This window comes from Streptomyces sp. NPDC030840 (genome assembly GCF_055572015.1).
Map to the genome: position 1 here is coordinate 135,822 of NZ_JBVIEE010000004.1, position 10,899 is coordinate 146,720.

7 protein-coding genes are annotated in these 10,899 nt (G+C 72.2%); 3 read left to right on the plus strand and 4 right to left on the minus strand.

Going from position 1 to position 10,899, the window contains the following annotated elements; all coding sequences use genetic code 11:
• Positions 1–26: 26 nt before the first annotated feature.
• Both ACZ49J_RS10990 and ACZ49J_RS10995 read right to left on the minus strand, forming a co-directional pair.
• Positions 27–2,990, minus strand: coding sequence for a glycoside hydrolase family 2 TIM barrel-domain containing protein (locus ACZ49J_RS10990; RefSeq protein WP_467451149.1), 2,964 nt, complete (start codon positions 2,988–2,990; stop codon positions 27–29).
• Between the two features lie 198 nt (positions 2,991–3,188).
• Positions 3,189–4,232, minus strand: a complete 1,044-nt coding sequence (locus tag ACZ49J_RS10995) for a LacI family DNA-binding transcriptional regulator (RefSeq protein ID WP_467451150.1) — start codon at positions 4,230–4,232, stop codon at positions 3,189–3,191.
• Between the two features lie 317 nt (positions 4,233–4,549).
• Between ACZ49J_RS10995 and ACZ49J_RS11000 the strand changes: the two genes are divergently transcribed.
• Entirely contained in the window at positions 4,550–6,151 is a 1,602-nt protein-coding gene (locus ACZ49J_RS11000; protein ID WP_467451152.1) for a GxGYxYP domain-containing protein, read from the plus strand.
• A gap of 462 nt (positions 6,152–6,613) precedes the next feature.
• Here the strand turns inward: ACZ49J_RS11000 and ACZ49J_RS11005 are convergent, their stop codons facing one another.
• Positions 6,614–7,786 carry a hypothetical protein gene (locus ACZ49J_RS11005; RefSeq protein WP_467451153.1) on the minus strand — a complete coding sequence of 391 codons (1,173 nt, stop codon included), beginning with the start codon at positions 7,784–7,786 and terminating at the stop codon, positions 6,614–6,616.
• Positions 7,783–8,754 (minus strand): 5-dehydro-4-deoxyglucarate dehydratase, encoded by a 972-nt coding sequence (locus tag ACZ49J_RS11010; protein WP_467451155.1) that lies wholly within the window; start codon positions 8,752–8,754, stop codon positions 7,783–7,785. The genes ACZ49J_RS11005 and ACZ49J_RS11010 overlap by 4 nt, the downstream gene beginning before the upstream one ends.
• 247 nt (positions 8,755–9,001) lie before the next feature.
• Between ACZ49J_RS11010 and ACZ49J_RS11015 the strand changes: the two genes are divergently transcribed.
• Positions 9,002–9,811 carry an NAD-dependent epimerase/dehydratase family protein gene (locus ACZ49J_RS11015; RefSeq protein ID WP_467451156.1) on the plus strand — a complete coding sequence of 270 codons (810 nt, stop codon included), beginning with the start codon at positions 9,002–9,004 and terminating at the stop codon, positions 9,809–9,811.
• A gap of 264 nt (positions 9,812–10,075) precedes the next feature.
• Positions 10,076–10,846, plus strand: a complete 771-nt coding sequence (locus tag ACZ49J_RS11020; protein ID WP_467451158.1) for a DeoR/GlpR family DNA-binding transcription regulator — start codon at positions 10,076–10,078, stop codon at positions 10,844–10,846.
• The last annotated feature ends 53 nt before the right edge of the window (positions 10,847–10,899 follow it).

The following is a 10,899-nucleotide window of genomic DNA, read 5'->3' on the forward strand; positions in this document are numbered from 1 at the left end:
CTCGAACGCGGCGAGACCCCGGGGCCCTACCCGCGAGGGCTCAGCCGCAGCGACCAGGTGGACGGTGCCGCCTCCAGGCGGTGGGCCGGCAGTACGCCAGGACCGCACGAGGCGGAGCCGAGTCCGTACTGGGCGACGTCCAGGTGGAGGAAGAGCCGGTCGGAGGGAACCAGGTCGGTCGTGTGCCGGGCCGACTCCAGGTCCCCCGTGGTCCAGCGCCGAGCGGTGAGGGAGAAGCGCGGAAGGCCCACGGACTCCATACGCACCGCGGGGCCGTCACCGCCGCTCAGTTCGGCCCATCTGACCTCCGCCCGGGCCCCGTTCTCCTGCGGCACCACGTACGGGGTCTGCAGAGCGTCCACGGTCGACGAGAAGAGGCCCACCCGCGCCGCCGCCCGGCTGTCCGGATACGCCTCGCCGGGCCCGAGGCCGAACCACCGGACCTGATGCAGCCGGCCCGGCACCGCCATGCGTACGCCCAGGCGCGGCAGGCCACCGCGCCAGTCACCCGTCGGCTCGACCCGGACGGTCAGTACCAGCCCCGATCCATCGGCGTCGAGGGCCCACCGGTACTCGACCGTCATCCCCGACGCCTGGGCCGCGGCCGCCACCCGCGCGCGCACCAGCAACCCGTCCGGACCGTCCGCCACCTCGTCGACGCGGTGCAGCAACCGGTCCAGACCCGCCTGGCGCCACCACCGCACCGCCGAGTCGTCCGGCGGGCCCCACAGGGAGGCCGAGCGGTCGTTGCAGGTCGGTGCCCGCCACAGGTCCAGCACCGGGCCGTCGACGTCCATCGCCCCCAGCCGCACCAGGCGCCCGGAGCGCCCGTCGAACTCGCCGGAACCGAGCATCAGGCGGCCGCCCGGACGCCGCCGCGGAGCGGGAGCGAGCCGCGGACCGGCGCCGCGCCGCGTCGGCTGTTCCGTCTCCGTCAGGGGCGATGTGTGGGGCACCTGCGCCCAGGCGACCTCGTGGCCGGCCGGGGCCCAGGGCTGGTCCTCGGCCAGCAGCGCGCTGATCGTGATCCAGCCCTCGCCGTCCACTGGCGGGAGGGCCGGCAGTTCGATCTCGGCGTACTCACCCGCCGCGACGGGGGGCACCGGGAGGGCCTTGACCACCACCGGCAGTCCGTCCGCGGAGAGCGCAGCCTCGAAGCGGAGATGGGAGAGGTCGCGGAAGTCGTACCGGTTGTTGATCCGTATCCGGCGGCCGTTCTCGTCCCCGCGGCCCCCGGCGGGTCGGATGGCGACCGGCTCGACGGTCTTCTTCAGTTCCGCGAGTCCCGGCGACGGTGTGCGGTCCGGGAAGACCAGACCGTCGATGACGAACGTGCCGTCGTGGTACGGCTCGCCGAAGTCGCCGCCGTACGCGAAGAACTCGCGCCCGTCCGGCGTCCGTTGCCGCAGTCCGTGGTCGATCCACTCCCACACGAAGCCGCCCTGCAGCCGCGGATACCGCTCGAACAGCCGCTGGTACTCGACCAGCCCGCCCGGGCCGTTGCCCATGGCGTGGGCGTACTCGCACAGGATGAACGGCAGCGAGCGCCGCCGGGCGTCCGCGGCGGGGTCGTCCAGCGGGGGCTCGGCGTGCCTGCCGATCGCCTCCACCTCGTCGTGCGGCAGGTACATCCGGCTGTACACGTCGCTGTGCCGGCACTCTAGGTCGCCCTCGTCGTGCAGGGGCCGCCCCGGATCGCGTCCGCGCACCCACGCCGCCATCGCGTCCAGGTTGCGTCCGCTGCCGGACTCGTTGCCCAGTGACCACATCACGACGGACGGGTGGTTCTTGTCGCGCTCCACCGTGCGGCGTATCCGGTCCATGCAGGCGTCGGCCCATTCCGGAGCGTCGGCGGGGTTGCCACGCCAGTCGGCCGCGGAGAAACCGTGGGTCTCCAGATCACACTCCACCACCACCCACAGGCCCAGTTCGTCGCACAGGTCCAGGAACCGCGGATGGGGCGGGTAGTGGCTGGTACGGACGGCGTTGATGTTGTGCCGCTTCATCAGCAGCACGTCTTCGCGGTCGATGCCGGCGGGCAGTGCGCGACCGTGGTCCGGATGGTGCTCGTGGCGGTTCACGCCACGCAGCAGCAGCGGACGCCCGTTGACCCGGAGCTGTCCGTCCTCGACGGCGACGGTACGGAAGCCGATGCGCACCGTCACACGTTCGGTGCCGGTGGCCAGCGCACCCTCGTAGAGCCGGGGCGTCTCGGCCGTCCACGGCGCCACGCCCCGCACGTCGAGGGTGTGCCCGGCGGGCACGTCCTCGATCCCCAACTCGGGGACACTGAGCCGGGCTTCGGCGCCGTCGCGGGTCACAGCGTCCACACGGAGCGTTCCGCGCCCCGTCGAGGTGTCGTAGCCGGCGTGCACGAAGACGTCCTCGACACCGCCCGGCGGACGCCGGATCAGCGTCACCTCGCGGAAGATGCCCGGCAGCCACCACATGTCCTGGTCCTCCAGATAGCTGCCGGACGACCACTGGTGCACGCGCACCGCGAGGACGTTCCGTCCGGCCCGCAGATGAGGTCCGGCGGCGAACTCGACCGGCAGGCGGCTGCCGCGGGTGACGCCCAGTTCCCGCCCGTTGAGCCAGACCCGGGCGCAGGAGTCCACCCCCTCGAACCGCAGCACCGCCGGTTCTCCGCTCCACGACTCGTCCAGTTCGAAGACGAGCCGGTGGTCGCCGGTGGGGTTCTCGTCGGGCACCCGTGGCGGGTCGAGCGGGAAGGGATAGCCGATGTTCGTGTAGACGGGGGAGCCGTACCCGTGCAGCGGCCAGTGGGAGGGCACCGGCAGCGGACTCCAGGAGCCGTCGTCGAAGTCTTCCGCCCAGAACCCGTGGGGGGCCAGGTCCGCGGTGGGAGAGAGGTGGAAGCGCCACAGGCCGTTCAGGCCGACGGTGGGCGCGTCGGTCCTGAAGGGGGCGGCCCGCGCCGGCCTGGCTCCGTATCCGGGCGAGGTGTCTTCGTAGTACGGGTGCGACATGCACGATTCCTGGTGTCGAGGGGCGAACGAGCGAGGACGGGACGTCGCGTCGGGCGGCCAGTGCGGATCAGTACCCGTGAACGTTCACGTGAACGATAACGAAGAATCGTGCCCCGTACCGGATCCGGTGTCAACAGGGCGGGGCGGGGCGGGTACGAGGCCTGAGGACGCGTCAGGCGCGCGCGGCCGGGCCGGAGGTCACGCCGAGGACCGCAGGACGAGTTCGGGCCGCACCCAGGCGTCGCCCCCGTACGGGGGCTTCTCGTCGGCGCTCAGCTGGGCCGCCACCTGCTCGACCGCGAGCCGTCCCAGCTCCCGCTTGTCGATGCTCAGGGTGGTCAGGGGCGGTTCCACCAGTTCCCCCAGCGCGAGGCCGTCGAAGCCCAGGACGGCGACGTCGTCCGGTACCCGCAGCCCCCGGCGGCGGGCGGTCCGGATGGCGCCGACCGCGATCAGGTCATTGAAGCCGACCACGGCCGTGACCTCCGGATGCGCGTCCAGCAGCGCCTCCATCCCCCGCTCGCCGGCCGACACCCTGTGCCGGTCGCAGGAGATCACCCAGTCGGGCCCCACCGGCAGGCCGTGCAGCCTCACCTGGGCCAGGAACTGTTCCCGGCGGATGCTGGGCCGATCGTCCGGTGACCCGTCGAGCATGCCGATGCGGCGGTGCCCGGCGCCCGTCAGATGCGTGAACGCCTGCCGCATACCGGCCGCGACATCGATGCCCACCGACCCGAAGCGCGTCTGGTCCGCGCCCCGCTCCAGGAGCACCAGGGGCATCCCCGGTGCGTGCCGGGCCAGCATGTCGTCGGCGCCGGCGCAGTGGCCGATGATGGCGTCGGCCTGCCGGGAGAGCACGGCGAGCGCCTCCCGCTCCTTCCCCTCGTCATTGCGCGAGTCGCACACGATCACATGCCAGCCGCGCTCCTCGGCCACCTCCAGGACCGCGACCGCGACCTCGGCGAAGTACGGATTGCTCAGGTCCGAGATGAGAAGGCCGAGGGTGATCGCGTTCTGCCGCCGCAGTCCTTGGGCGAATCGGCTCGGCCGGTATCCCAGGGTGCGTGTGGCCTCCAGGACCCGCTCCTTCGTGGCGGGGTCGATCTCGCCCTTGTCGTTGATCGCGCGGGACACGGTCTGCCGGGACACCCCCGCCAGCTTCGCCACGTCGTCGATCGTCGTCCGGCGTCTGGCGACCGGGAGAGAACCGAGCTCCGGCCGCTCGTCGTACTTGCCCGGCACCGCGCTATACCGCCCTCTGTCTGGGTCCTGTCGTGGAGACCTTAACCGGACCGCCTCCCGCCGCGACGTTCGTTTCCGGCCCGTGCGGGATATTGACAACGCTCCCCGGTCACCGCAGCATACTGCCGTTCGGCCATCCGTGAACGTTCACGTGATCGTTATCGGCACGTTGGCGGCGGCAGTACGCCGCCGCAGACCACCTCTCCGCCTGGCGCATGGTCGGGAACCCGGCTCCCGGCCGATCGCTCAGGCGCTTTTCCACCGGGCCCGTTCCCGGCACGGCCGCCGGGCCTCCTGAGAGAAATCGGTGAGCACCTGTGATCAGTAGGAGAACCTTCGGCCTCACAGCGCTGGCCGCCGCCGCCCCGCTGGCCCTCCCCGGGAGCGCCACGGCGGCGGTGCCGGGTACCGGTGGCGCCGTCGACGCGCGCTCGGTGAGCGCCGCGCGTGGCATCGCCCTGCCCAAGGGTGTGGCCCTGCGCAGGCTCGACGTCATCCCGTCCGGCAACCTCACCAGCGACCCGGACCGGGTGCTGGTGGCAGCGCTCCAGGGTCTGGTCGCCAGGACCTCTTCGGAGCACATCTTCATCGACGAAGGCGGACCGGGAGCCGTCTGGAAGGATTTCCTGCACACCGGGTACGGCGTGGTGCTCGACGACAGCCGCCCGACCTGGCCCGCCCTGCTGCAGCGCTTCCGGCAGTACCTCGCGGGCTACGTCCTCTACGACATGACCGGCAATCCGCCGTCCGTCAACGTGGCCTCGTCGCTGAGCGGCCCCATGCGCGCTCTCCCCGTCGACGTCTCCCAGGAGGCCCAGGTCCGGGCCCTGGGCCTCACCCACCAGGTCGTCGACGTCACCGGCCGCACGGAGAAGTGGGCCTACGGCCGATACAGCGGGTTGTTCTCGCGGACGACGGCCGCGGAACTGAACCCGTCCGTCCGCTACCACCTGCGCGACTACATCGCCATGACGGACGCGTTCACGTTCTACGACGGCGTGACCGACTGGCGTGCGCAGGTCCTGAGCGCCCTGAAGCCGGGCGCAGCGCTGATGGGGTACGGCAACAACGAGTACGACATGGTCGAGCAGGCCTCCCAGCACGGCGTCACGTCCATTCCGTCGGACCTGGCGCCCAACCTCTCGGCGCTGAGCGCCGTCCACGGCACCGAGGGACTCAGGCAGAAGCCGCAGCCGGCCCCGGCCACCCGGAACAAGCACTACGTGACGTTCGTCATCAGCGACGGCGACAACGTTGCCTGGAACCTGTGGGGACTCCAGGAGTACTTCACCAACCCCGACCGCGGCCGCTTCGACATCGGCTACGGCATCAGTCCCTCCCTGGTCGATCTGGCTCCGGCGGCGATGCGCTGGTACTACGAGAACGCCTCGCGCGGCGCGGCGAACGACTGCTTCATCGCGGGGCCCAGCGGCTCCGGGTACGTCTTCCCGGCCAAGATGCCGCCCGGCGACCTCGCCCTCCTCACCGACCGGCTGAACGCGTACATGGCCGCCGGCGACATGCGGATCTCCGAGATCCTCGACGACCAGGACGCCTTCTTCCGCACCGACGTGTGGTCGGCCTACCTCCGGCAGCCGAACATCGACGCCCTGTTCTTCTTCGGCTACGGCGACACCGACCGGATCAGCGGCCGGATCAGCTGGGTGAACGGCAAGCCCGTGATCGCCCAGCGGGACGTGCTGTGGGCCGGTCTCACCGAGGAACAGGACCTGATCCGGAACATCAACTCCCGGCCTGCCGCCCCGACCAGCGCCGACGGCTACACGCTCGTCCTGGTGCACTGCTGGACCAAGACCCTGTCCGACATCAGGACAGTGGTGGACGGACTCGGTCCCGACGTCGAGGTGGTGACCCCCCGGGCGTTCACCGACCTCATCGTCCGCAACCGCGCCCGCTGACGCCGGATCGGCCGACCGCCCGGGTGCGTCGTGGGCCCCGCCGGACGCAGGACCGGGTGACCGAGGAGCTGGAGGCGGTGATCGATGCCCCGCAGCGTGCGGCGGCGGGTGGAGCGGGCCGGGACACGGTCGGCACCGTGGTGTTCGAAGCGGCCCCGCCTGCGCGGGCCGGCATCCCGGGCGCGAGGGCCGGCCCGCCCGGGCCGCGCGGTGTCCGCCGCCGGGCGGCCGGAAGGCGGTGTCGTCCTCGACAACGGACTGCCGCGGTGACGGCGGACCCGCGCGGTCCGGTCACCTCGGTGGACGACGTCGCCACCGGGCGAGGCGGTCGCGCCCGGCGGCGCGTCGTCAGCCCAGGGGCCCGCCCCGTGACACGGGTTCAGAGCCCCTCCGTCCGACTGAGGCCGTGCGGTGCGTTCGGCGGCACGCAGGGGCATGGGGCGGCGGGCGGTCCTGGGATGCTCATCCCCACCCCGCCAACGCCTCCCGCACCGCCCCCAGATCCCCGTCCGACGCCAACCCCGCGTGATACAGCCGCAGTTCCGTCGCCCCGTGCTCAGCCGCCCGGACCGCGTCCGCCGCGAGCGTCCCCGGGCTCCCGCCCATCCCCGACACCACGGTGAAGTTCGCGGCCAGCACCGCCCCCTCCCGCCCCTGCTCCGCGAACGGCGTCAGCAGCCCCGGCCCGCCCGCACAGGGCACGACCACTCCGTCCGCGACGGACAGGATGTGCGCGGGATCGACACCAGGGTTCGCCCCCACGCGGTAGGCGAACGGATCGGCGTGCAGCAGCACCTGGAAGCCCTCGGGCGCCGCGCCCCGGACGGCGCCGACCGCCGCTTCCTGAAGCGTACGGGCGATGTCGTCACGCCACGCCCGCGTACCCGCCGCCCGGCCCTCACCGAGCAGCTTCTCCACGGCCGGCCAGCCCCCGTCGTCGGACGCGTCGCCCCGCCACACCGGCTCCAGCGCGCCCCGCACGGCCGCCGCCAGCTCCTCCGCGTCGAGCCCCTGGGCCCCGTACCCCTCCCGGCACGTCCCGCAGAAGCACAGCGACATCAGGTACGTCCCGGCGTCCCCGAGCGCGACCCCGCCGCTCTTGTCGTGGGCGTGGAGGTGGGGCAGCCCGTACCAGCCGAGCGACTCCAGCTCGGTCCCCCGCGCCCCCGGCCGCACGGCCGCCTCGACGGCCAGGTCCACCAGGTACTGCCGGGTCTCCGGCTGCGCGATACACGGCGCCCACGCGTACCGGTCGCCGTACGCGTTGACCACGGACGTGTCCGGGAACTCGGCACCCAGCCGGGAGTTGTGCGCGAGCACGACCCAGGTGTGCACCTCAAGACCGGCGGCCGCCAGCGCCTCGGCAGCCTCCCCGTACGCGTCCCCGGGCGCCCACTCCCCCGCGGCGTACGGCCGCAGGCGCCGCCCCGACCACCGCGCGTCCTCGGGCGGGTAGAGCACGGCGGCGTGCTCGGCCGTGACGATCCGGTGCCGGGGGTGCCGGGGCGTGAGCGCACGCGTGGAGTGGTACGCGGAGGCGAGCGTCACCTGCCGCACACCGAGCCCCGCGATGCGCTCCCCGGCCGCCGGGTCCCCGTTGACGTCCCAGGGGTAGACGAACGCCGACGCCTTCACCTGTCCTCCTCTACCTGGCTCTCGAGCAGCGCGTACCCGCGCTCGATCAGCTGCGCGAGCTGCTTGACATGGTCCTCGGCCGGTTCGTGCAGTGGCGGCCGCACCTCCCCGACGTCGAGTCCGCGCATCCGCACCCCGGCCTTCACCAGGGACACCGCATACCCCCGTCCCCGCGCGCGCAGTTCCACGAACGGCCGGTAGAAGCCGTCCAGCAGCCGTTCCACCGCCCTGTCGTCGCCCTCGTTGAACGCCTTGTGGAAGGCGAGGGCGATCTCGGGTGCGAAGCAGAACACCGCGGACGAGTACAGGGTGATGCCGATGCCCCGGTACGCGAGCCCCGTCAGTTCGGCCGTCGGCAGGCCGTTGAAGTACAGGAACTCGCCCGGGACCTCGCTGCGTACGGCGCTCACGATCCGCTGCATCAGGTCCAGGTCGCCGAGGCCGTCCTTGAAGCCGATGACGCCTTCGGTGCGGGCGAGTTCGACCGCCGTCCCGGGGGTGAAGACGGCGTTGTCGCGCTGGTAGACGATCAGCGGGAGCGCGGTCGCCGCCGCCAGTTCGCGGTAGTGCCGCAGCAGGCCCTCCTGGGCAGCGTGCACGAGGTAGGGCGGCATGGCGAGCAGTCCGTCGGCGCCGGCCTCCTCGGCGAGCCGCGCGTACCGTACGGCGAGCGCGGTCCCGTACCCCGCGCCCGCCACGACCGGCACCCGGCCGGCGGTCTCCTCGACGGCGGCGCGGACACAGCTCTGGAACTCCTCGGGCGCGAGCGCGTGGAACTCGCCCGTGCCGCAGCACGCGAAGACGGCGGCGGCCCCGGCGTCGACACCCCGGCGCACATGCGTGCGGTAGGCGTCCAGGTCGACCGCGCCGTCCGGGCCGTAGGCCGTGACGGGGAAGAACAGCGGCCCGCTGGGGATACTGAGCCGAGCAGCGAGGGGGGCTGAGGTCACGGGCTCTCCCAAGTCCATGTCTCTGATCAGTGTCTATATTTCTGAACCCGCCCACGCTAAGCCGCCCCCTTCGGGCCGGTCAAGCACGCCAACACGCGAGACACCAGCGGATTTCCTCCCTTGACGCGTCGTCACCACCCCTTGACGCAGGCGACCGGGACTCCTTAGCGTGTCCACGCATGTGAATGTGGTACGCACATGCGCACAGCACTCATCGCAATCCGGTGATTCGCACGCGCTTCCGGTGACTCAAGGAGACCCGAGGATGCCCGCTCCCCGTACCGTTCTGCTCACCGGCGCCGCCGGCGGACTCGGCACCCTGATGCGGGAGCTGCTCCCGGAGTACGGCTACGAACTCCGCCTCCTCGACGTACGCCCCGTCGAGGGCGAGCCCGACGCGATCACCGCGGACCTCGCCGACCGGGACGCGCTGCACGAGGCCGTCCGGGGCGTCGACGCGATCATCCACCTCGCGGGCATCTCCCTGGAGGCCCCGTTCGAGAAGATCCTCAAGGCGAACATCGAGGGGACCTACAACCTGTACGAGGCCGCCCGTGAGGAGGGGGTCAAGCGGATCGTCTTCGCCTCCTCCAACCACGCCGTCGGCTTCACCCCCCGCCCCCAGGGCGACGACCCCCTGATCCCGATCGACACCCCGCGCCGCCCCGACACCTTCTACGGCCTTTCCAAGTCCTTCGGCGAGGACCTCGCCCAGCTCTACTGGGACCTGCACGGCATCGAGACCGTCTCCGTACGCATCGGCTCCTGCTTCAGGGAACCCACGAGCGTGCGCATGCTGTCGGTCTGGATGAGCCCCGAGGACGGGGCCCGCCTCTTCCACGCGGCCCTGACCGCCGAGGACGTGAAACACACCGTCGTGTACGGCTCCTCCGCCAACACCCGCCTGTGGTGGGACCTGACGACCGCCCGCGCCCTCGGCTACGAGCCGCGGGACGACTCCGAGCCGTACGCCGAGAAGCTGATCGCGGAGCAGGGCGAGCTCGACCCTGACAACGTGGCGCACGCCTACCTCGGCGGCCACTTCGTGAGCGAGCCGCCCATCTGGCCGTATTGACGCGGCGATATTCACGCGGCGATCGGCGCATGACGGCGGCGGGCGGGCACCGAACGGGCCCGCCCGCCGCCGCATTCGGGCACGCCTGCTGCCCGATCTCCCCTCCGCCCCAGGTCCGAGGCGGGCGGCCACCGCCCGAAACGGGCGCAGACGGGCACCATCGGGCCTGCAACAGGCCTGGTCAGTGACGCGCACCCGCTGTAGAACTTCCCCCATGGGCCCCACCGGGCCCGAACGGGCAGTTCCGGAAACGCGGAGGGGCAGGTGTCGGCCATGAGTGCGGAAGAAAGACAGCGCGAAATCGTCAAGGCCGCCCGCCGCACGGGTTCGGTCGACGTGACCGCGCTCGCCGCCGAACTGGGCGTCGCCAAGGAGACCGTACGACGCGATCTGCGTGCCCTGGAGGACCACGGCCTGGTCCGCCGCACCCACGGCGGGGCCTATCCGGTGGAGAGCGCCGGTTTCGAGACGACGCTCGCCTTCCGCGCCACCAGCCACGTCCCCGAGAAGCGGCGGATCGCGACCGCCGCGGCCGAACTGCTCGCAGACGCCGAGACGGTCTTCGTCGACGAGGGCTTCACCCCGCAGCTCATCGCCGAGGCCCTGCCCAGGGACCGGCCCCTGACCGTGGTCACCGCCTCCCTCGCCACCGCGGGCGCGCTCGCGGAGGCGGGCAACACCACCGTGCTGCTGCTGGGCGGCCGGGTGCGCCCCGGCACCCTCGCGACCGTCGACCACTGGACGACGAAGATGCTCGCCGGGTTCGTCATCGACCTGGCCTACATCGGCGCCAACGGCATCTCCCGCGACCACGGGCTCACCACCCCCGACCCCGCGGTCAGCGAGGTCAAGGCCCAGGCCATCCGGACCGCCCGGCGCACGGTCTTCGCCGGCGTGCACACCAAGTTCGGCGCGGTCAGCTTCTGCCGGTTCGCGGACATCGGCGCGCTGGAGGCGATCGTCACCAGCACGCTGCTGCCCGCGTCGGAGGCCCACCGGTACTCGCTGCTGGGACCCCAGGTCATCCGAGTCTGACAACCGAACCCACACCCGTAAGGGCACCCCCACGCCCACACCCGCCCCTTATC

Coding starts and splice junctions, on each gene's coding strand:
- ACZ49J_RS10990 (WP_467451149.1), bottom strand. CDS start 2,990: ATGTCGCACCCGTACTACGAAGACACCTCGCCCGGATACGGAGCCAGG.
- ACZ49J_RS11010 (WP_467451155.1), bottom strand. CDS start 8,754: ATGGACTTGGGAGAGCCCGTGACCTCAGCCCCCCTCGCTGCTCGGCTC.
- ACZ49J_RS11015 (WP_467451156.1), top strand. CDS start 9,002: ATGCCCGCTCCCCGTACCGTTCTGCTCACCGGCGCCGCCGGCGGACTC.